Origin of the sequence: Pseudomonas libanensis, assembly GCF_001439685.1 — a bacterium.
GTDB classification, from domain to species: Bacteria; Pseudomonadota; Gammaproteobacteria; order Pseudomonadales; family Pseudomonadaceae; genus Aquipseudomonas; species Aquipseudomonas libanensis.
The window spans coordinates 159,012-176,865 of sequence record NZ_JYLH01000007.1 but is presented as its reverse complement, the minus strand read 5'-3'; the positions used below and the strand labels follow the sequence as shown (position 1 = coordinate 176,865).

Below are 17,854 nucleotides of genomic sequence, written 5' to 3'. Positions count from 1 at the left end.
GATTTGGTGAGAGGTTGGTGCTACGGCTGTTACTGGCTGACCTGGCGCAAGGCACCGGGCGCCGGATCGCCCTCGACGCTACGCAGCGGGATTTCCTGCTGGCGCGGGTCGCGGCGGGTGATGTTGCCTTCGGGCGTGAGGAAGAACAGGGACGTACCGCGAGCCAGAACAGGCTCTTTGGCCTTGACGTCGGCCTTCACCGTCATCTGGCCGCCGCCATCAGGCTTGTAGGTGAGCTTTATGGTCAAATCGCCGCCCTTGCCGGTCATGCGGATGGCGTCGATCAGGCTGTGCTGGGCCTCGGTTAGCTCATCCAGCAGGCCGCCGGCTTCGATGTCGCGCAGGGTGTCCACAAAGGGACGTGCTTTGGTGCTCATGTGCTGTGCCTCATTGGGTTATTGCCCCTGGTCGGCAGGGGCTACCGTTTGAATCAGGCCGCTTGGCTCGTCGCCTGGGCGTCGAGGTAGTCGGCAAGGTCGTGCAGATAAACGACAGGCTTGGCGCGTACGGAGCAGTGCAGGCGCTTGACTACCAGCTCGATCCGGCCTGCCTTGATTTCGTTGAGCAGGTGGCGGTCGGTGCGGATGTGCGTGAAGTACTGCTCACGCACGGCGGTCAAACTTGGGCAAGGCGTGGCGAACTGGCGCCGGAGTTGTTCCAGGGTGGTGGTCACGCGGATTCCTCCCCATGCCCCTCCTTTCGGGGCACCAGCTTGAGGCGGATCAGTTCGGCGAGACCTTCTTTGCTCTTGCCCTTGGCCGCTGCCAGGACGTTGCCCTTGGCGTCTGCAACGACGGCACCGTATGGATATTCCGGGCACTTGACCGGTGTCACGTAGGCGACTTGGCCGTCGGCGATCACTGCATCAACGCAGCGGAACACTTCGGCAAGTTCCACCGACACGCAGGGCAATGCCTCCAGCAATGCGACAGCTTCGGCTGAGGCGCCAATCAGGGTGGAGCGGCTGATCACTGTTGGATGGTTGAGGTACATCGGCACCAATTTCAGGGCGCCTACAGCGGAGTTGATGGCGGTGGGCTTCATGCTGCGGCGTCCTTCTTGGTGATAGTGATGTCCAGTTTTCTGGCGATCCACTCAACGCCCGCTTCCTTGACCATCACCACGGAATAATGGGTGTAGTTACGTAGTGCCGGATTCCAGCGGCTGCGTGGGTCGGAAAACAGGTAGCCACGCTCACGGTGAGCGCTGGCAAGGTCGCCGGATGAATTCAACACGCCCAGTTCCCGCAACCTGGTGCGGAAGGCGCGGGGCTTGAGTCCGAGCAAAGCGGCGGTTTGTTCCAGGGTGCGGTTCATGGCGGCAGACCTCAGGCGAATTGCTGTTCGCGACGTTTGTGGCGTTCACGTAGGCAGCGAAAGGTTTCATCCAGCGAGCGCAGGAACTCTTCGACGGTCCCGTCATTGCGCAGATATAGGTCGTTGTCGTTGGCTTTAACCCCTGTCTCGCTGATATGCGCGTTTACGGGTTCTGCGTTGCGGCGGTTGATGTGGATTACCGTGCCGCCGCGTCGGCGGATAAGGTCCGCTTCGTTCTCGAACCGAATATCGCTAACCACGAACCCAATCACCGCACCCAGTGCGGCAGTGATGTAGTCGAGGTTCTGCTCTGCGAGCATCACCCACACGTCCGGGTGGATGGTGTCGCGTGCCCATTCGGTGCCCATCGACTGCATCAGTTGACGCGGCGACCGGTCCAGCCAGGCCAGTGGTTGCTCCTTGCGGTCGCCTTCGAAGTCGGTAGGGTCGAGGTTGAAGATCGCCATCAGGCCATCGCGGAGCGGATCAGCGAACGCGTAGTGCTCCAGCAGGTAAGTGCCTACCAGGTGCTCGGCGGCGGTCGTCTTGCCGGAGCGTGCGCGACCAGTGAGGCCAATCAAAAGAGGCTTCATGCTGCGTTGCCTCCCCATGGACCCTGGTCATCGCTGGCGACGGCTGCGGGGGCTGGTGCAATGGTGGCGCGTCCCAGATTGACGATGACAAGAAGGCCAGTGCTGCGCTGGATACGCTCTACTGCGGCGGGGCTGGTCGCCGCCGCCGGGTGAAGGTAGACCGGGCAGCGGGTGTTGCTGTGCTGTGTCGTTTGCATGTCTCGTACTCTTTGGTGAGAGGGGTACGAACAAACAATACGCGTTTATTTGTTTTTTGGTCAACAGGAAAATTTGTAATTGTTTCTTTGATTAACAAAAAGCCCGCATTGCGCGGGCTTTTCGTACAACATTCGCTGTCAGCGTAAAACGGAATACCAGAAAATGCGGCCCAAAATAACTATCCCTTCCGTCTGAATCTGTTCCTCCGGGTACTCTTCATCTGGGTGCTCGTCCCTATTGAAGCTCCGCATACGTAAGCCACCGCGCGGTAGTCGGTAAAGGATCTTCACTCGGAGCTGCCCGTTTTGACTGATAGCGAAAATATCCCCGTCCTTTATGGCTGTCTTCCCTCGATCGACCCCGGCCAAGCTGCCATCAGGGATAACTGGAGCCATGCTGTTGCCGGAGACGACGATGCATACGATGTTGCTAGCGTCGACTCCAAGTGATTGTAGCGACGATTGACTAAAGCCAAGCTTTACCGTGCCGTGCTCTTCTATTTCCGTACGCCCAGAACCTTCGGGCTGTTCAACTTCCTTGAGCATGGGAACCTCGACTTCATTTTCAAGTGGAGGTCCGTCTTCCCATACAGCTATAGGGGCATCAATTAACTTGGCGTTGGATTGCTTCGCGACTGTCGATGAAAGCTCCCAGCTCTCGTCGAGCGCCTCCATAGGCATGCTAAGCACCTGGGCAATTTTCATAGCGTGCTTAGTAGTCTGAGACTTTCCGCCCTCGAATGCCGCATACACCTGTTGAGTGAGCTTTTTAGGCGGAACGAGTAGGGCTGTGACGCGCGTGGCGACATCCGCTTGAGTCAAATCAAGTTCTTCGCGGCGGGCTTTGAATTTCAGGGCCAGGCGGCTTGGGGTGGGGAGCTGTTTAGTCATCAAGCGAGGCTACAAAAAGTTTTGTATTTCATCAAACATAAAAAGATGTTGAGAGATAACAAAAATAGTTGTAATTTCTCGTTGTGATTTTAGTTCGAGGGTTGAGATGAGCATTTCGAATTCCATGCGTGAGGCGCTTGCCAAGGCCATCAGCCTTGCCGGCGGCCAGGCCGCGTTCGCGGTGCTGGTCTCGACGCCAGAGCGGAACGTCTCTCAACAGCTCGTCTCGTACTGGTTCAGAAGGGGCGAGCTTCCTGCTGAGATGGTATTGCGAGTCGAAAAACTGACCGGAGTCCCGAGAGACGCATTGCGTCCTGACGTTTTTTTGCTACCGGTCGACCTGCAAGCAGCTTAAAAAAGGCGCCGGGCCGGGGCCTCTCACCAAAGATCCCCCAGCCCGGCTACGACGATACACAGCACATGCACATCGGTCGTGGTCGTAGGATAGGGCGTGCCCGTTTCTATGGCTAGACCGTAAACGGAGTATTTACGGTTATGAGTCGAACAGAACAGTCACCGGCCATTGCGCCGGTTCTTTCACTTCGCAAGGCAATCTATCGTGCGGCGCATGATTACCGCGGCGGTGTCACCGCCCTGGCGCTCGATATGGTGATGGAATACGACAGCTTGCAAAAGAAGGTCAAACATGACTTTGAACAGCGCTGGCTTGATCCCGATGAGCTGGAAGAGCTGATACGGCTGACGGCAAATCCCTCGTTACTCGATGCGCTGATGCGACCTGCCGGTATGGTCTGGTACAAGCCGGAAGCGGCGGCGCCTACCAAGGAAGCCTTGCTGGCTGTCAGCAAGGTGTTGCACCGGACGGGCCTGTTTGTTTCCAGCATGCATGAAGGTGCTGCCGACAATATTTGGGAGCCGCATGAGGTTGAATGCCTGGAGAAGCACGGCGCCGATGTGATCCGTGCGGTGCTGGGCATTATGGCTGGGGCCAGGCAAGCAATGGAGGCCCGCCAGAATGACTGACATCATTGATATTGCCAACGATCAGGCCGAGTACTTTCTACAGGTCGCACTTGATCGCCGTCAGCGCCCGACAAGCGCCGTCAGTGCCCAGTTCTGTGAGGATTGCGACGAGCCTATCCCGTTACTTCGTCAGCAGACGATCCAGGGTTGTGCGACCTGCGTCAGTTGTCAGGGGTTGCGGGAGCGGCGGCGATGAGTGAGCAACCCACCAGCACAGCGATATCGTCCTGGGCGCGCCGCTACATCGAAACCTTTAACTTTGCACTGGTCCCTATTGACCCAGGCGAAAAGGCGCCCAAGGGCGTGGGGTGGAACAAGCCAGGCGGTTACATCACCGACCCGGCCGCCGCCGAAGCATTCTGGCAACGTAATCCCAACCACAACCTGGGCGTAGTGCTCGGGCCAAGTCGGGTTTGCTCGTTGGACGTTGACGATGTGCCGTGGACGCGGTTTGTGCTGTTCGACCAGATGGGCCTCGATTTAGATGCAATGGCGCTGGTCTATCCGACCATCGTGGGTAACCCATTGCGGTTCCGCGTGCTGTTTAAAATGCCGGATGACATGGAGCTGACGCGCCACTCGCTTTCCTGGCCCAATGAGAACGACCCCGATGGGTCGATTCACAAGGGGCTGCTGGCTCGGGCGAAGGCGGCGAAAGAGCAGGGGGACACCGCTGGTGAGGCGGCTGCAAAAGCTGAGGCCGACGAATACAAGCGGTTCACGGTGTTTGAGCTGCGGGCGGGCCTGGTGCAGGACGTATTCCCGCCATCAATCCATCCTGGCACTGGTAAGCCGTACACCTGGCGCACGCCGCCGAATGCAGCGGATGGCCTGCCGGTCCTAACCAATGAGCTGCTGAACATTTGGCAGAATTGGGACGTCTTCAAGCGCAACGCCGAAGCGGCGTGCCCATGGGCGCCAAAGCCAAAGAAGCCCGCCGCGAAACCTATCAAGCGCGCTCCACCTGCTGATGGCAAGCTCTCGGTGATTGATGAGTTCAACCGGTGCCACGATGTGGAAGAGCTGTTGCGCGCCCACGACTACATCAAGCGCGGTAACAAATGGCTGTATCCACACAGCAGCACCGGGCTGCCAGGTGTGACTGTCACTGACCGCAAGGTCTACTCCCACCACGGTGCCGATCCGCTTGCCAACGGTCACCAAAATGATGCCTTTGAAGTGTTTTGTCTGTTGGACCACGATGGTGACCAGTCGAAGGCAGTGAAGGACGCCGCCCGGATGTTGGGCATGCAGCATTCAACGCGGCCAGGTCCGCACGATCTTCCCCCAGCCCCATCTGCGGATGCAGTCGGGCAGGACTCTGGCGTGCCGAATGGCGAGGCCGCTCCGGCTGCTGACGGGGGCGCGGGGGAAGAGCTGACATATGAGCAGGTACTCCGGCGATACGTGCTGGTCGAGGGCACAACCCAGGTGTGGGACCTCGATAAAGCGCGGGCGATGAAGAAAACTGCGTTTGAGGCCCGTGTCGGTAAGCCCCTGGCGAAACAGTGGATGGATGACACCCAGAAAAAGCTGATCTCGGACGATAAGGTCAAAGAGATTGAGCAGGCCCGCAAGATGGCGGGCAAGAAGGGTGGGGCGCTGAACCTTGAGCCGATTGAGCGCTATGTCTATATCGACGGCACCAAGGATGTTTGGGACCGAGAGAAGAAGCGTCGTGTTCCAGAGGGGGCGGTCAAGATGGCCCTCGGCGACATGTACGGCATGTGGTTGAACAGCCCGGCTCGCCGTGTGGTTGACGTGGAGAACATCGTGTTCGACCCGACAATGACCAAAGATCCGAACGTCTATATCAATACCTTCGACGGACTGCCCATGGAACCGAGCCGCGATGACGCGGCGTGCGAGAACCTGCGGTGGTTGATCTCTTTCCTGTGCAACCACGATAAGTCGTCGAACGATTGGCTGGTGAAGTGGCTCGCGTATCCCTTGCAGCACCTTGGTGCAAAAATGGATACGGCGGTGCTGGCTCATTCCACCATGGAGGGCTCAGGTAAAAGCCTGCTGTTCGCTGATGCCTTCGGTTTGTTGTACGGGCAATACGCTGCCACGGTCGGCCAGACCCAGCTGGAAAGCAACTTCAACGCCTGGCAAAGCCGGAAGCTGTGGGCGGTGTTTGAGGAAGTGGTCAGCCGAGACCAACGTTACAACCAGGTGGGTAAGATCAAGCACCTGGTGACCGGCAAGACGGTGCGTATGGAGTCGAAGTTTATCAACGGTTGGGAAGAGGCCAACCACATGAACGCGGCGTTCCTAAGCAACGAGATTATGCCGTGGCCGATTGCTCCAAGCGACCGCCGAATGCTGGTGCTTTGGCCGATGGAAACGTTACCGGTTGAGCGGCAGAAGGCGGTTGGCCGGGAGTTGGAAAACGGCGGTGTAGCGGCGCTTTATGCGTGGCTGTTGTCCATCGACCTGGGCGACTTCGACCAGCGTACCAGGCCGCCCAGCACTGATGCCCGTGAGCGGCTGGTGGCGTTGAGTCGGGCCAGCTGGCAGACTTTCCTGTTCCTCTGGCAATACGGCGAACTTGGGCGCGATATGTGGGGCGCCTGCTTATCGACAGACCTTTACGCGATGTTCCTGGAGTGGTGCCACCGCAACAAAGAGCATGTGATGAGTCAGACGAAGTTCTCGTTGTTCATCAGCTCCGAGGTGGATAAGACCCGCGCCATCCCCTGGACCGACGGCAGCAATCGCAAGTTCGGGGCGTTCTTCTTTCCGCGTGATGACCAAGCTTCCCAGCCCCCATCACTCAGGTCGGCCGACCTGGGGAAGGCGGTGGTTGCTTGGAGGGCAGCGGCACGCCTGGCGGGCTGGAACGTCGACAACTGGGACCACATCAAGGCGGCGGCAGCATGAATCCGACTAAAAGTGTGTTGGGTGTGTTGGGTGTGTGTTGGGTTGGTTTTCGATACCCCACACAATTTAAAGCCTTCTATTTCGCGGCTTTCCGGCTTGTGTGTTGGGTGTGTTGGGTTTGCCGTCGCGCACGCGCATGGGTGACACTATTTCAATCCATGACGGCACGGTTTTTTTCTTATGCGATGACCGTTAAACCCAACACACCCAGCACACTCAACACAGACGTTTTAAAGCTATTGAATTTAAAGGCTTTTAGCTGTGTTGGGTTTGTGTTGGGTATGGCGTTTTTTGTGTTGGGTTGGGTTTTTAGCGGGGGAGCGGGGCAATGATCGAAGAAATGGAAACTCTGTTGAAGCACTGGGCCGAGCAATGCCGAAGCAATGGGATGGGCGGCGGAATGGGAAGCCCCATGGCTACGATAATGGAGTGGGGTGGTTGCGCTCCTCGCGGTACGCCTGGCCCCCGCATTATCCTTGGTGCTGGCGCTGGTCCTGATGGTGTTGCTCAAGAGGTCACTGCTGGTTTGTCTGAGATTGAGCGCCAGGACAAACGTGGCGAGGCACTGGCCCGGTTGGCGGTTGTTCGGTATGGGAGTGACCCCACACCAAGCTGGCTTATGCAGATGCATCTGGCGGGCTTTTCATCTACGGCCCGTCAGACGTATTACGATCAGGTGCACGCTTTGCATCTGCGGTTGCTTCAAGCGCTGACCCGCCGGGCAGAGGTTCGAAAACAACTGGCCGTTCGTCGGGGCGGACAGACTCAAAGTGTTCTCAAAGTTGCGTCAAAGTTGCGTCGAGCGAATTAACCGAAATTGCCCCCTTTTCGGTTCCGTACTCAAGGGGTAAAAAGTCCCCACGATATGGAATTTGCGCCTCGGCGCTGACCTCGCACGTGCTGTGCAGCTTCACCCGGTTCCCCTAGACCGGTTCCTCAACCCCGCCTTGTGCGGGGTTTTTAATTTCTGCCCGATGGGTTTTTGCAATGGAGTTATCAGCATGGGCGAGCCAGCGAGCACGGCTGCAACTGTTGTCGTGGCCGGCGCCGCCGGTACTGCTGTAACGGGGTTGCTGACCGGTGTTGATGGGCTTGCCGTAATCGGCGCTCTTGCCGGTTCACTTGTATTTTTTACCACGACCGAAGAGTTGCCCGTCTGGAAGAGGTTGGTGTTCCTCCTGGTGTCATTCGTGATGGGTTACTTGTTCGCCCCAGGTCTCGGTGAACTGGAGTTGTGGGGCATTCGACCGTTCAAGCACTCCGGCCCGGCTGCGTTCGGTGCGTCGGTACTGGTTGTCACGGTTGCACTTGCCATCATCAAGCGACGCGGTCTCGATGCCGAGCCGCAAGGGAGGCAGGATGGATAGTCACGTGATTCAGGCAGTGCTGACCCAGGCCACGTTCTGGTTGTGCGTGGCGTTGTTCGTTCGCTTGTTCACCTTCCGGCGCCGTGGGGCGCGCTTTCGCCGCGACATGAGCTGCCTTGCCTGGATGGTGATGGTGGCGTCCGGTGCAGTGATTGTTTACATCGGCAAAGGCCAGTTGATCATGCCGCGTAACGCGTGGCCGCTGGTGGTACTGCTGGCGGTGTTCGTTGGGTCGGTGTGCCAGAGTTCGGGCAACCTGGCCCGCGTATGGCGAGTCGGTTAACTGTGATGGCCGGAGATGATGCACATGATGCGGCTTGAGATGCGCGACAACATCGACCAGATCGTCAAGGAGATGCGTGGCATCAGCCGGTCGAAGGTGCCCACGGCAGCAGCCAAGGCGTTGACCTTCACGGCAGAGCGCGTCCAGGCCGCCGAGAAGGCTGAACTGGCGCGGGTGTTTGATCGCCCCACACGCTGGACACTGAACGCCATCTTCAAGCGCAGCGCCACGGTCAACCGGTTGTATGCCCGGGTGTGGGTCAAGGATGAAGCCAGCTCAGGTGTGCCCGCGTCCAAGTACTTGCCGGTACACATGGATGGTGGCAACCGCCCGCACAAGCGCTTCGAGAAGGCGCTGATTCATTACGGCCTGATGGCTGCTGACATGTATGCAGTACCAGGTCGGCGTGCCCGAATGGATGGCAACGGGAACATCAGTCGCGGCCAGATCGTGCAGATCCTTTCCGCCCTCGGCGCAGCAGAGCGGGTGTCGGGCTTCATGGCTAACCGCACGAAACGAAGCAAGCGACGCAACCGCAATGCACCGGACTACTTCGTGGGTCGGCCCGGTAACGGCACCGGACCTCGCGGTATCTGGCAGCGGGTCGGCAGTGGTGCCAGGCCCGTTCTGATCTTCGTCAAGCGCCCAACTTATCGACGGCGCTTTGACTTCTACGGGGTCGCCAATCGCGTGGCCCAGGCCGAGTTCGAACCGCTGTTCCGGCGTGCCCTGGCTCGGGAGATGGAAAGGGGCTGACCTCCCGTCGATTTCGTGCTTTTTCTCTTAAAAAGTGGCGACATTTCAATGATTTGGCAGGTTTTAGTCTTGACAGGGGCATATGTGCCCCGAAATCAATGGGTCCTTCCGGGCACCGGGGCCAACGGGGTAATTCGAACCCCGACTTTTTCACAGATTCAACCTGACATAGGGGGTTCCGCTTCCATGTCGGCAATAGGACAAGACCATGCAAACCCAACGTGAAGTCGCTGATCACCTGGACATGAGCGAGCGAAATGCCCGCGATGTGCTCAAGGCGTTGGACCTGGACTGGCAGACCGCAAGCCTGGACGAGATCCGGACGGCCTATATCCGCGACCTGCGCGGAAAAGCCGCTGGGCGTGGGGGCAGCCAGCTGGAACAGCTCAACAGAGCGCGCATCGATGACCTGCAGCAGAAGTCGGCAAACGGACGGTTGGCCTATCACGAAAAACTGAGATCACTGATCCCGGCAAGTGAGGCTGAGCGGGTGCTGTCCGACTGGGCCAGCTTCGCAAACCGGGAATACCTGGGCGGCCTTGAACGAATCATTCAGGAAATCGAGAACGTGCAGAAACTCACGGTAGATCGAACAGTGGTGGCCAAAGTTGCTGGACCTACAACCGAGCGAATTGCAGGCTACGCGCGAAAACTTGGCGCGGAGCTTGTCGGCAGCAGCGGGGAAATTCAACCCGCCCCGTGATATCCCGACCGCGCATTACATGAGCACCGAGTTTTACCTGCCCGCCGAGAGCGGTGTGCTGCACGGGCTCTACGACTTCCAATACACGCCTTACTTTCTCGGCGTCGCCGCCGCCCTGGACGATCCTCGGGTGAGCGAAGTTGACCTGATGAAAGCGGCGCAGATCGGCTGGACGTGGTTCCTGATCGGCTACCTGTTCAAGTTCATCCACAACCTGCCGCGTCCGATCATGATCCTGTTTGCCAAGGAAAAGGACGGCAAGAACTTTCACGACGAAAAGCTCAAGTTCGGCGTCAACGCGAATACCGAGGTGGCGAAGCTCATGCCGGTGGACGTCAGCCGCACATCGGGCAACCGATGGGACCATAAGACCTTTCCAGGCGGGTTCCTCAAGCTGGTCGCGTCCAACTCCCCGGGCAACGTCAAATCCACGTCTTCTGTGGGCTTGTCGGTGGTAGAGGAACCGGACGATACCAGCGACGACGTGAAGGGGCAGGGCGATGCGATCGCTCTGCTGGAAGAGCGTGGCAAACGCTATCCCGGCTCTAAGATGCTGGTTGGCGGGACGCCGGCAATCAAGGGCGCGAGCAAGACCGAGGCGCGCCTTGCACAGACCGATTGCCGGGTACTGCCGGTTATCTGCCATTCCTGCGGCCAGGCGCATGTGCTGGACTTCGCTCATATCAAGTGGCTCGACATTGAGGAAGAAGCAACCCCTCATGATATCTACGGCCGCGCGGATCCTGATACCGCTGGCTATGGCTGCCCGCACTGCGGCGAGATCTGGGACGACTACCAGCGTAAAGAGAACATCCGCAACACGGTGTTCAATGCGGTCGAAGCCGGCGACCCGTACTGCGGTTGGGTTCCGACCAAGCCCTTCGCCGGGCGCGCCGGGTTCATTGAGCTGAATGAACTGTATGCCTGTTTGCCCGGCACCAGCCTGGCCGACATCGTGCGCGAAAAACTCAACGCCGAGCACCGGGCGTCGATGGGCGACCTGTCGCTGCTGATCAAGTTCGTTAACCAGAAGCAAGGCCGGGCCTACGAGTACAAATCTGATCTGCCCGAAGCTTACAAGCTGGCCGAACGCGCAGAGGACTACCCGGAGATGTACGTGCCCATGGGCGGGATCGTGGTCACCGCCGGCGTCGATGTGCAGCACGATCGCCTGGCGGTGGTGATGCGTGCCTGGGGGCGAGGTGAGGAATCTTGGTTGCTTTACTGGGGTGAGATCTACGGTGAGGTGGTGTTGCCTGACCAGGGCGTCTGGTTGGATCTGGAAAAGCTGCTGTTTGCGGCAATTCCACACGCCTGCGGCGCCAAGCTGAAGGTGTTGGCTACGTCACTCGACACCTCCGACGGCACGATCACCCAGGACGCAGCTTATGCGTTCTGCCGCAAACACCAACGCAACGGCGTGATGGCGATCAAGGGCGCGAGCGAACGCGGCAACACCCGCGACGACGAGCGCCGGGAAATCTTCAGCGCGCCTCGGCAGGGCGTCGATACCGACAAAGAGCAAAAGGCATCGAAGTACGGCCTGCGCCCTTACATCGTCGGCACGTCGCGGGCCAAGGATCTGTGGATCGAGGGTCGGCTGCCGTTGACCGGTGATGGTCCTGGCCGCATGCACTTTTACAAGACGGTGCGTCCGGATTACTTCCGGCAGATCACCGCCGAAGTGAAGGCGCCCAGTCGTCGGCATCACTACCGCAAGGTGTGGCAGAAAAAGGCTGGTGAGCCGAACGAAGGCACGGACTGTGAAACGTATGCCTTGCACGCGGCCCGCTCTCTGAAAACGCACCTACTGCAGGAGCAGGATTGGGCGGCACTCGATGCACAGATCCGACAGGGTGGGTTGTTCGATCAGCCCGATCCGGTTAAGCCAGAGACGGAGCCCGATATCGAAGGGGCGGCCCCTGAACCATCACCACCAGTTGAACCACCCGATCTCCCGCCTGCTGGCGGGAGAGTTGTTTCTGGGCGCCGCAGTGCAATGCGCGTGCTCTCCCAACGTAGGAATTAATCATGGCTATCACCCTGGAACAAGCACAGGGCCAGCTCCAAGCCTGGCTCGATGCGAGCATGAAGGTCAGCCAGAAGCAAAGCTACCGGATCGGCACCCGACAGCTGGAGTACGCTGACCTTGCCGAGATCACCAAAACGATCGACTACTGGCAGAAGCAAGTTGATGGCCTGGAAAGCGGCCGGCCACGGGGGATTGTCCTGCGTGGAATCACGCCGCGATGAGCCGCGCACCGAAAGCCCCAGAACCCACACTGCTCGACAAGGCCATCACTTGGTTGAGCCCTGAACGCGGCGCCAAGCGCATGCATGCCCGCCTCACAATGACCGCGCTGGGCGGTTACAGCGGCGCATCGAAGGCCAAGCGTTCGTTAAGCGCGTGGAACCCGGCCGCCGGCAGTGCAGCGGCTGACTTGTTGCCCGACTTACCCACGCTGCGCGAGCGTTGCCGTGACCTTGAGCGCAACAACCCCATCGGCGGCGGTGCGATCAACACGGTGACGACTAAAACGGTCGGTACCGGCTTAGCGCTCAAGTCCGTGGTGAATCGCCAGATCCTCGGCTGGGATGAAGATCAGGCCCGGGAGTGGCAGCGCAAGACTGAATCGCTCTTCAAGTCCTGGGCGGAAACCACCTGCTGCGACATCACCCGCGAGCAAAACTTCTATGGCTTGCAGGATCTGACGTGGCGTTCGGTACTGAGCAGCGGTGATGTGTTTCCGCTGTTGACCCACAAGGAGCGCCCTGGTCATCACTACTCGGCGTGTATACAGCTCATTGAAGCTGACCGAATCTGCAACCCGTCGGGCAAAGCTGATACGGAAACCCTCACCGCCGGTATCGAACGTGATGCCGACGGCGCTCCGATCAAGGCTCACATCCTGCGCAGCCACCCAGGTGCGCTGGGCGTTAAAGAACGGGTATGGGATGAGCGTCCGTTCTTCAACGAGCGTGGGGGGCGGGTGTTGTTGCATGTGTACCGACGCCGCCGGGTGGGCCAGCCGCGGGGCGTGCCGTACCTTGCGCCGGTGATCGAAAAGCTCAAGCAATTGGACCGCTACACCGATGCCGAGTTGGAAGCCGCGGTGGTTTCGGCGTTCTTCGCTGTGTTCATCAAACCGGGGACAGGCGGGAGCCTAAGCCCATTGGCATCTGCTGCCACCGGCAACACGCCTGTCGGTGGTGACCGGCCTGCGGGAAGGGAACAGGGTGGCTGGGACGGTTCACTTAGTGGCGGCATTGTCGCCGAGCTGGACGATGGCGCGTCCATCGACACTGCGGCCCCAGGCCGCCCGAACATGGCGTTTGACCCGTTCGTGCTGGCTATGCTGCGCCAGATCGGCATGGCCCTGGAATTGCCCTATGAGGTGCTGATCAAGCACTTCACTGCCAGCTACACCGCCGCGCGTGCAGCCGTCATGGAAGCGTGGCAGTTTGTTCGCGGTTGCCGTGACTTCCTGGGCTCACACTTCTGCCAGCCGGTGTACGAGCATTGGCTTGAAGAGGCCATTGCGCAGGGTGATATCGAGGCCCCCGGGTTTTTCGATCACCCGCTACTGCGCTATGCCTACTGCGGTTCGCTGTGGGTGGGCGATGGTCCTGGCACCGTAGATCCGCTGAAGGATATCAACGCCGCTGAAAAGCGGATCGATATCGGCGTCAGCACGCTGGCGAAGGAATCCATGCTCTACGACGGCAGCGACTGGGAGGAAAACCACGAACAGCGCGCCCTGGAAGTGAAGCGCCGTCGCGATGACGGGCTATCAGCTTCACCGACGGCCCGCCCGGACAATGAACCGCCGGCCAATCCCGACCTACCTGAACGGACCTAACTATGAGCGACAACCCAACCGATGCACCCGTGCACCGGGTGACGGCGTTCGACCTGGTGTCACGCGAGCCCTGGGCCATTACCCCGGACATGCTGCAGACCATCACCGCCATTGCCCGTCGGGAGCATGAAGGCCCAGAAGCGCTGGAGGCCAGGCAGGGCAAGCCCCTGCAAAACAGTCGGGTGGTGACTCAACGCGGCAACGTTGCCTTGTTGCCAGTCACTGGCCCGGTGTTTCGCTATGCCAACTTGTTCACGGCGCTGTCCGGTGCAACCTCGCTGGATGTCCTGGCCAAAGAGTTCACCAATGCCGTCGACGATCCACGTACCGACACCATCATCCTGGTGATGGATACACCGGGCGGCATTGCCAGTGGTATCGCTGAGTTCGCTCAGATGATCCGTGCTTCTCCCAAGCAGGTGGTGGCCTACGTATCCGGCAACGCAGCCAGCGCAGGCTATTGGATGGCGGCAGCGGCACATGAAATTGTCATGAGCCGTACCGGCGCCGTTGGCTCCATTGGCACGGTGTTGACGGTGCGTAAAAGCGAAGACGACGGCAGTTTCGAGATCGTCAGCAGCCAGAGCCCGAAAAAGCGGCCTGACTTCGGTACCGAATCTGGCCGTGCTGTTGCACAGGCGCACGTTGACCGACTGACCGACATCTTTGTCGAGGACGTTGCCAACTATCGCGGCCTCAGTGTTGAAACCGTTCTGGCGGACTTCGGCCAGGGCGACATGCGGATTGGCTCGGATGCCGTGGCATTGGGCATGGCCGACCGTGAATCCACCCTTGAAAACCTTATCGCCGAATTCAACGGCAGTCCCTCTGGAGATCGATCCATGTCTACTACCACCAGCAGCACCGCACCCGCACCGACGCCAGAAAAACCAGCTATTACCCGTGAATACCTCGCCGCGAACCATGCTGAGTTGCTTGCCAGCCTGGAGCATGACGCACATGCAGCTGGCGCTCGCGCCGAGTGCGATCGCATCAAGGCAGTCGAGGCGGCCGCGTTGCCCGGGCATGAAGAGCTGATCGCCAGTCTCAAGTTTGATGGCAAAACCAGCGGCGCTGAAGCGGCTGCACAGGTGATTGGCGCCGAAAAGTCCAAGCGCGCCACTGCTCTTGCCGACATCCGCAGCCAGGCCCCTGCGCCTGTACCCAACGCACTCACTCCACCGGTTGCACCAGTTGCCGCCGAAGAGGATCCGGAGGCGCCCCTGGAAGAGCGCGCCAAAGCGACCTGGGACGGTGACAAGGATCTGCGCGCCGAGTTTGGCACTTTCGAGGCCTATCACGGTTATCGCAAGGCCACCGACCGTGGTTTGGTCAAGGTTCTGAAAAAGTAAGCCCTGGTCCGACCCTTAAACCCTGGCTCTGGAGAATCCCATGCCTCTTACACTCGATACCCCCCGCGCTTACGAGATCGGCACCATCAACGACTTGTCGGTTGCCGCCGGTGTGCAGATCTTCGAAGGCTCGGCCGTTGGCATCATCGCTGCTAGTGGCCTTGCTCGCCCTTTGGCGGCGGGTGACCTGTTTGTCGGTTTCGCTGATCGCGGCGTCGATAACCGCACCGGCGCCGCTGCGGCCGCGCGGGTCCGTCTTTGCGAAGAAGGCAAGATTGAATTGCCTGTGGCTGCCCTGGCACTTGCCGATATCGGCAAGCAGGTCTACGCCAGCGACAGCGGCGCGTTCCTGCTGACCGCCGCCGGGAATAGCCTGGTTGGCCATGTTCACCGTTTTGTCCGCTCCGGCGTCGGCATCGTCAAGTTCGCCGCCCAACCAGTACCCGTCGCGCCTTAACGCAACACCCAACCCCCTTTTTTGACCGTATCCTTCTTCAGGAGAATCACCCATGGGTGCTGAAGTACTTTCCAGCCGTGCCGTCATAGGCATGTTTTACGAAATGCTCGAACAGAATGTGGGGTCGAACTGGATCGACGCCGTGTCCAACCTGTTCGATTCTGACCAGGCCAAAGAAACCTACCCGTGGATTGGCATGGTGCCAACGCTGCGTGAGTGGATCGGTGGCCGTCATGCCAAGGGCTTCATCGGCGCTGAACTCGAAATCGAAAACCTGCACTTCGAAGCAACCATTGAGGTTCTGGTCAAGGAGCTGCGCCGAGACAAAACCGGGCAGCTGCGGATCCGCCTTGGTGAATTGGCTGACCGCACAAATGCCCACTGGGCCAGACTGCTCTCGGTACTGTTGCTCAATGGCGAAACCCAGGTCTGCTACGACGGCCAGTACTTCTTCGACACCGACCACGAAGAAGGCCAGAGCGGGGTGCAGTCGAACAAAATCACCACCAAGCTTTCGGAACTGGCCGCGACTGTTCATGGCACGCCGACTCGTCCGAGTGTTGAGGAGTTTCAGCAGGCAGTTGCTCGGTCCGTTACCCAATTGACCAGTCTCAAGGATGATCAGGGCGAACCCATCAACGAACTGGCCCGGGAATTCCTGGTGATGGTGCCGTTCAACCTGTTGAGCGTTGCTCAGTCAGCGTTGAGCGTTCCACGCGGCACCAACATCAACGAGATTGTTATGCCCGACAACGTTGTGGTTCGGGTGGTGGGCAACGTGCGACTCAATGCCTGGCAGGACAAGTTCGTGACCCTGCGTACCGATGGCCGCTTGAAAGCGTTTATCCGTCAGCAGGAAACCGACGTCGCGATGAAGGCGAAGGCGGAAGGCTCGGAATACGAGTTTGACAACGACGCTCATCAGTACGGTGTCGACACCTGGCGCAACGCCGGTTTTGGCCGCTGGCAGTACGCCGTCCTTAACCAACTGGTGGCATAAGCCGGTCGGCCTGCCACCTCACCGAGGACACTGATATGCCGAAATACCGTGTTAAAGAGACCATCACCCTTTACGGCGGGGAGTTGATCCTGACAGCCGCTCAGGCTAGCGCACGCCAGCACTGCCTGGAGCCGGACGAAAAGAAAAAGGGGCGCTACACCATTCTGGAGCCTGTCCAGTTCAAAGTCGGGGAGGTGATCGTCATTCCTGGTGAGCCGGACAAGGCGCTGGAGCAGCGGCTTGTAAAAGTGGACAAGGCAGGAGGGGCCAGCGATGCCGAATAAAACCTATACCGTTCTGTCAGGTTCTTTCCGCCGGCCAGACAACAGCCTGGTGGGCCAAGGTGGCGTAGTCGAGCTGCCGGACGATGTGGCAGATCGCTTTCGTCACCAGTTGGAAGTCGTGGTGCCCGGTCCATCGCTGGCGCCGGCTGGTGATGGTGGACGCAAGTCGAAGGTGAGTCCCGATGCTTGACGAAGACCTCAGGGGCTTCCTTGAGGACTTCGACGTCGGCGGGGTGGTTGATGGTGAGCCGTTTCTGGCGGCACGCGACATGCCTGATGAGATCCATGGCATGGGCGGCACCAACAGCCAATCCACCGGCTACGAGATCCTTGTCATCACCTCGGACGCCGAACGCCTCGGTATCAAAAATTCCAAGCTGATCACCGTCGGTGGTGTGTCCTACCGGGTGCGCGACTGCCGGATGATCGATGACGGCGCCTTCAGCCTAGCCTCACTCACCAAGGTTTAAACCATGCCTTCGATCCAAGAACGCATCGTCGCAAAGGCGCAGGCGCTGATCCTGGCTGCCGACACGCCGGCGGCTGATCGCGTGTTTCGCAGCCGTACCGAGGCGATCACGCGCGACATGACTCCAGCGCTCGTTCTGCGGCCCAGCCTCGAAACTACTGAGCGGGAAAGCTTTTCCGTGGACCGCAACCAGTTCGAACTGACGGTGGAAATCATCGCCCGGGAAGACACTGTCACTGGAGACGCCTGGGACCAGGTGGCTGACCTCGTAAAGGTCGCCGTGCACGCTGTGCTGACCACCGAGGATGCCTTTCCTGAAGCGGACCGGGTACAGCGCTTTTACATCGACTGGATCGAGGACGAAGGCGACAACACAGCCGGCAACTGCCTGGTCCGCTACCGCTTTACCTACCTGTGCAACACCGGCGACTTGACCACCGGCCCCACCTTTTACTGAGG

The 17,854-nt window shown here is 59.4% G+C and carries 26 protein-coding genes; 19 read left to right on the top strand and 7 right to left on the bottom strand.

The annotated features are described in order from the left end of the window. Positions 1–29 precede the first annotated feature (29 nt). From TU73_RS13325 to TU73_RS13295, 7 genes are all read right to left on the bottom strand, one after another. Complete coding sequence (locus TU73_RS13325) at positions 30–377, bottom strand: hypothetical protein (RefSeq protein ID WP_057012610.1); 348 nt, start codon at positions 375–377, stop codon at positions 30–32. Between the two features lie 53 nt (positions 378–430). Continuing rightward, entirely contained in the window at positions 431–673 is a 243-nt protein-coding gene (locus tag TU73_RS13320) for a pyocin activator PrtN family protein (protein WP_057012609.1), read from the bottom strand. Further along, positions 670–1,044, bottom strand: a complete 375-nt coding sequence (locus TU73_RS13315) for a hypothetical protein (protein WP_057012608.1) — start codon at positions 1,042–1,044, stop codon at positions 670–672. The genes TU73_RS13320 and TU73_RS13315 overlap by 4 nt, the downstream gene beginning before the upstream one ends. After that, positions 1,041–1,316: a hypothetical protein gene (locus tag TU73_RS13310; protein WP_057012607.1), complete on the bottom strand. Its 276-nt coding sequence runs from the start codon at positions 1,314–1,316 to the stop codon at positions 1,041–1,043. The genes TU73_RS13315 and TU73_RS13310 overlap by 4 nt, the downstream gene beginning before the upstream one ends. Before the next feature lie 11 nt (positions 1,317–1,327). Further along, positions 1,328–1,909, bottom strand: a complete 582-nt coding sequence (locus TU73_RS13305; RefSeq protein WP_057012606.1) for a deoxynucleotide monophosphate kinase family protein — start codon at positions 1,907–1,909, stop codon at positions 1,328–1,330. Then, the gene (locus tag TU73_RS13300) at positions 1,906–2,106 is read right to left on the bottom strand and encodes a hypothetical protein (protein ID WP_057012605.1); all 201 of its coding nucleotides are present in this window, start codon (positions 2,104–2,106) and stop codon (positions 1,906–1,908) included. Before TU73_RS13300 ends, TU73_RS13305 begins: the two co-directional genes overlap by 4 nt. Before the next feature lie 138 nt (positions 2,107–2,244). Beyond that, a complete protein-coding gene (locus TU73_RS13295; protein WP_057012604.1) occupies positions 2,245–2,997 on the bottom strand; it encodes a S24 family peptidase in 753 nt (250 codons plus the stop codon). A 106-nt stretch (positions 2,998–3,103) separates the two neighbouring features. Between TU73_RS13295 and TU73_RS13290 the strand changes: the two genes are divergently transcribed. The 19 genes from TU73_RS13290 to TU73_RS13200 all read left to right on the top strand — a co-directional run bounded on the left by TU73_RS13290 (position 3,104) and on the right by TU73_RS13200 (position 17,852). Continuing rightward, a complete protein-coding gene (locus TU73_RS13290; protein ID WP_057012603.1) occupies positions 3,104–3,352 on the top strand; it encodes a transcriptional regulator in 249 nt (82 codons plus the stop codon). Between the two features lie 140 nt (positions 3,353–3,492). Further along, complete coding sequence (locus TU73_RS13285) at positions 3,493–3,981, top strand: phage regulatory CII family protein (protein ID WP_057012602.1); 489 nt, start codon at positions 3,493–3,495, stop codon at positions 3,979–3,981. Then, positions 3,974–4,177 (top strand): TraR/DksA C4-type zinc finger protein, encoded by a 204-nt coding sequence (locus TU73_RS13280; RefSeq protein ID WP_057012601.1) that lies wholly within the window; start codon positions 3,974–3,976, stop codon positions 4,175–4,177. Before TU73_RS13285 ends, TU73_RS13280 begins: the two co-directional genes overlap by 8 nt. Next, positions 4,174–6,864, top strand: a complete 2,691-nt coding sequence (locus TU73_RS13275) for a bifunctional DNA primase/polymerase (protein WP_057012600.1) — start codon at positions 4,174–4,176, stop codon at positions 6,862–6,864. The genes TU73_RS13280 and TU73_RS13275 overlap by 4 nt, the downstream gene beginning before the upstream one ends. Positions 6,865–7,192: 328 nt before the next feature. Next, positions 7,193–7,675 carry a hypothetical protein gene (locus TU73_RS13270; RefSeq protein ID WP_057012599.1) on the top strand — a complete coding sequence of 161 codons (483 nt, stop codon included), beginning with the start codon at positions 7,193–7,195 and terminating at the stop codon, positions 7,673–7,675. Positions 7,676–7,865: 190 nt separating this feature from the next. Further along, positions 7,866–8,231, top strand: coding sequence for a putative holin (locus TU73_RS13265; RefSeq protein ID WP_057012598.1), 366 nt, complete (start codon positions 7,866–7,868; stop codon positions 8,229–8,231). Next, positions 8,224–8,514, top strand: coding sequence for a phage holin family protein (locus TU73_RS13260; protein ID WP_057012597.1), 291 nt, complete (start codon positions 8,224–8,226; stop codon positions 8,512–8,514). The genes TU73_RS13265 and TU73_RS13260 overlap by 8 nt, the downstream gene beginning before the upstream one ends. Positions 8,515–8,538: 24 nt before the next feature. Beyond that, positions 8,539–9,270 carry a hypothetical protein gene (locus TU73_RS13255; protein WP_057012596.1) on the top strand — a complete coding sequence of 244 codons (732 nt, stop codon included), beginning with the start codon at positions 8,539–8,541 and terminating at the stop codon, positions 9,268–9,270. 208 nt (positions 9,271–9,478) lie between these two features. Next, positions 9,479–9,973, top strand: a complete 495-nt coding sequence (locus TU73_RS13250) for a hypothetical protein (RefSeq protein ID WP_032892956.1) — start codon at positions 9,479–9,481, stop codon at positions 9,971–9,973. Between the two features lie 19 nt (positions 9,974–9,992). After that, positions 9,993–12,002 (top strand): phage terminase large subunit family protein, encoded by a 2,010-nt coding sequence (locus TU73_RS13245; protein WP_057012595.1) that lies wholly within the window; start codon positions 9,993–9,995, stop codon positions 12,000–12,002. Between the two features lie 2 nt (positions 12,003–12,004). After that, positions 12,005–12,226, top strand: coding sequence for a DUF6148 family protein (locus TU73_RS13240; protein WP_032892955.1), 222 nt, complete (start codon positions 12,005–12,007; stop codon positions 12,224–12,226). Then, positions 12,223–13,833 (top strand): phage portal protein, encoded by a 1,611-nt coding sequence (locus TU73_RS13235; protein WP_057012594.1) that lies wholly within the window; start codon positions 12,223–12,225, stop codon positions 13,831–13,833. Before TU73_RS13240 ends, TU73_RS13235 begins: the two co-directional genes overlap by 4 nt. Positions 13,834–13,835: 2 nt before the next feature. Beyond that, positions 13,836–15,185 carry a S49 family peptidase gene (locus TU73_RS13230; RefSeq protein WP_057012593.1) on the top strand — a complete coding sequence of 450 codons (1,350 nt, stop codon included), beginning with the start codon at positions 13,836–13,838 and terminating at the stop codon, positions 15,183–15,185. A gap of 40 nt (positions 15,186–15,225) precedes the next feature. Beyond that, positions 15,226–15,642 carry a hypothetical protein gene (locus tag TU73_RS13225; RefSeq protein WP_057012592.1) on the top strand — a complete coding sequence of 139 codons (417 nt, stop codon included), beginning with the start codon at positions 15,226–15,228 and terminating at the stop codon, positions 15,640–15,642. A 52-nt stretch (positions 15,643–15,694) separates the two neighbouring features. Beyond that, complete coding sequence (locus tag TU73_RS13220) at positions 15,695–16,642, top strand: Mu-like prophage major head subunit gpT family protein (protein ID WP_057012591.1); 948 nt, start codon at positions 15,695–15,697, stop codon at positions 16,640–16,642. Between the two features lie 35 nt (positions 16,643–16,677). After that, positions 16,678–16,926, top strand: a complete 249-nt coding sequence (locus tag TU73_RS13215; RefSeq protein ID WP_057012590.1) for a hypothetical protein — start codon at positions 16,678–16,680, stop codon at positions 16,924–16,926. Continuing rightward, entirely contained in the window at positions 16,916–17,116 is a 201-nt protein-coding gene (locus tag TU73_RS13210) for a hypothetical protein (protein WP_057012589.1), read from the top strand. The genes TU73_RS13215 and TU73_RS13210 overlap by 11 nt, the downstream gene beginning before the upstream one ends. Continuing rightward, the gene (locus tag TU73_RS13205) at positions 17,109–17,396 is read left to right on the top strand and encodes a hypothetical protein (protein WP_057012588.1); all 288 of its coding nucleotides are present in this window, start codon (positions 17,109–17,111) and stop codon (positions 17,394–17,396) included. Before TU73_RS13210 ends, TU73_RS13205 begins: the two co-directional genes overlap by 8 nt. 3 nt (positions 17,397–17,399) lie before the next feature. Further along, positions 17,400–17,852 (top strand): hypothetical protein, encoded by a 453-nt coding sequence (locus tag TU73_RS13200; protein ID WP_057012587.1) that lies wholly within the window; start codon positions 17,400–17,402, stop codon positions 17,850–17,852. The last annotated feature ends 2 nt before the right edge of the window (positions 17,853–17,854 follow it).

Excerpts from the sequence above, each read along its gene's own strand:
- TU73_RS13270 (WP_057012599.1), top strand. The coding sequence starts at position 7,193 with ATGATCGAAGAAATGGAAACTCTGTTGAAGCACTGGGCCGAGCAATGC.
- TU73_RS13260 (WP_057012597.1), top strand. The coding sequence starts at position 8,224 with ATGGATAGTCACGTGATTCAGGCAGTGCTGACCCAGGCCACGTTCTGG.
- TU73_RS13210 (WP_057012589.1), top strand. The coding sequence starts at position 16,916 with ATGCCGAATAAAACCTATACCGTTCTGTCAGGTTCTTTCCGCCGGCCA.
- TU73_RS13250 (WP_032892956.1), top strand. The coding sequence starts at position 9,479 with ATGCAAACCCAACGTGAAGTCGCTGATCACCTGGACATGAGCGAGCGA.
- TU73_RS13205 (WP_057012588.1), top strand. The coding sequence starts at position 17,109 with ATGCTTGACGAAGACCTCAGGGGCTTCCTTGAGGACTTCGACGTCGGC.
- TU73_RS13325 (WP_057012610.1), bottom strand. The coding sequence starts at position 377 with ATGAGCACCAAAGCACGTCCCTTTGTGGACACCCTGCGCGACATCGAA.
- TU73_RS13255 (WP_057012596.1), top strand. The coding sequence starts at position 8,539 with ATGATGCGGCTTGAGATGCGCGACAACATCGACCAGATCGTCAAGGAG.
- TU73_RS13235 (WP_057012594.1), top strand. The coding sequence starts at position 12,223 with ATGAGCCGCGCACCGAAAGCCCCAGAACCCACACTGCTCGACAAGGCC.
- TU73_RS13285 (WP_057012602.1), top strand. The coding sequence starts at position 3,493 with ATGAGTCGAACAGAACAGTCACCGGCCATTGCGCCGGTTCTTTCACTT.
- TU73_RS13265 (WP_057012598.1), top strand. The coding sequence starts at position 7,866 with ATGGGCGAGCCAGCGAGCACGGCTGCAACTGTTGTCGTGGCCGGCGCC.
- TU73_RS13310 (WP_057012607.1), bottom strand. The coding sequence starts at position 1,316 with ATGAACCGCACCCTGGAACAAACCGCCGCTTTGCTCGGACTCAAGCCC.
- TU73_RS13315 (WP_057012608.1), bottom strand. The coding sequence starts at position 1,044 with ATGAAGCCCACCGCCATCAACTCCGCTGTAGGCGCCCTGAAATTGGTG.
- TU73_RS13220 (WP_057012591.1), top strand. The coding sequence starts at position 15,695 with ATGGGTGCTGAAGTACTTTCCAGCCGTGCCGTCATAGGCATGTTTTAC.
- TU73_RS13230 (WP_057012593.1), top strand. The coding sequence starts at position 13,836 with ATGAGCGACAACCCAACCGATGCACCCGTGCACCGGGTGACGGCGTTC.
- TU73_RS13290 (WP_057012603.1), top strand. The coding sequence starts at position 3,104 with ATGAGCATTTCGAATTCCATGCGTGAGGCGCTTGCCAAGGCCATCAGC.
- TU73_RS13300 (WP_057012605.1), bottom strand. The coding sequence starts at position 2,106 with ATGCAAACGACACAGCACAGCAACACCCGCTGCCCGGTCTACCTTCAC.
- TU73_RS13215 (WP_057012590.1), top strand. The coding sequence starts at position 16,678 with ATGCCGAAATACCGTGTTAAAGAGACCATCACCCTTTACGGCGGGGAG.
- TU73_RS13295 (WP_057012604.1), bottom strand. The coding sequence starts at position 2,997 with ATGACTAAACAGCTCCCCACCCCAAGCCGCCTGGCCCTGAAATTCAAA.
- TU73_RS13305 (WP_057012606.1), bottom strand. The coding sequence starts at position 1,909 with ATGAAGCCTCTTTTGATTGGCCTCACTGGTCGCGCACGCTCCGGCAAG.
- TU73_RS13245 (WP_057012595.1), top strand. The coding sequence starts at position 9,993 with ATGAGCACCGAGTTTTACCTGCCCGCCGAGAGCGGTGTGCTGCACGGG.
- TU73_RS13200 (WP_057012587.1), top strand. The coding sequence starts at position 17,400 with ATGCCTTCGATCCAAGAACGCATCGTCGCAAAGGCGCAGGCGCTGATC.
- TU73_RS13225 (WP_057012592.1), top strand. The coding sequence starts at position 15,226 with ATGCCTCTTACACTCGATACCCCCCGCGCTTACGAGATCGGCACCATC.
- TU73_RS13240 (WP_032892955.1), top strand. The coding sequence starts at position 12,005 with ATGGCTATCACCCTGGAACAAGCACAGGGCCAGCTCCAAGCCTGGCTC.
- TU73_RS13275 (WP_057012600.1), top strand. The coding sequence starts at position 4,174 with ATGAGTGAGCAACCCACCAGCACAGCGATATCGTCCTGGGCGCGCCGC.
- TU73_RS13280 (WP_057012601.1), top strand. The coding sequence starts at position 3,974 with ATGACTGACATCATTGATATTGCCAACGATCAGGCCGAGTACTTTCTA.